The organism is Aeromonas media, from assembly GCF_000819985.1.
Lineage (GTDB): Bacteria > Pseudomonadota > Gammaproteobacteria > Enterobacterales > Aeromonadaceae > Aeromonas > Aeromonas media.
The window spans coordinates 10903-11638 of sequence record NZ_CDBZ01000118.1 but is presented as its reverse complement, the minus strand read 5'-3'; the positions used below and the strand labels follow the sequence as shown (position 1 = coordinate 11638).

The window sequence follows — 736 nt, the reverse complement described above, 5'->3', positions numbered from 1 at the left end:
GGGGGTGATAGGGGTGGGGCAGGATGCAGATCTGCTGCTGATAGCGCCGGGGAGCCTCGCCATCGAGAGGGTGATGAGCGGCGGCCAGTGGCGAACCTAGAGATGGCGCGCCCCTGAACCAACAACAAGCCCGGCACTGCTGCCGGGCTTTTTTTCGCCTGGGTGGTTTATCCAGGCTCAGATAGCGAGGAAACCCAGGATCAGGATGGGACCGAGCAGGCTCAGGATAAAGCCCGAGACGATGGCCACCGGCACCACCTGGATGCCGCCGGATTTCTGGATGACCGGCAGGGTGAAGTCCAGCGCGGTGGCGCCGCCGTAGCCGATGGCGGCAGAGGGGTGGCGACGCATCAGCACCGGAATGATGAGGATGGCGATGAGCTCGCGTCCCAGATCGTTGATGAAGGCGGCGGAGCCGAGCACTGGCCCCAGCTTGTCGGCCACCAGTATGCCCGATAGCGAATACCAGCCGAAGCTGGAGGCGAGCGCCAGGGCGTGGCTAGAGGGCATCCCCAGCAACTGGGCCGCCAGCAGGCTGCCGAGCCAGCTGCTGAGGATGACGGTGGCGGCTATCTTCATGCCCCAGGGGTTGAGCAGGATCTGGCGCAGCCGCATGCCGGAGTTGCGCATCTGGATGCCGATGAGCAGCAGCAGCAGCATCAGGGCCCACTCGCTCCACTTGTCGATGGGCAGGGCGCGCAAGTCCACCAGCAGCCCCAGCAGCACGCCGCCGAGC

The 736-nt window shown here is 65.8% G+C and carries 1 protein-coding gene; it reads right to left on the bottom strand.

Annotated elements, in window-relative coordinates; translation table 11 throughout:
* Positions 1–177: 177 nt before the first annotated feature.
* On the bottom strand, positions 178–736 hold a 559-nt coding region (locus BN1127_RS10260), incomplete at its 5' end, for a LysO family transporter (RefSeq protein ID WP_042649369.1).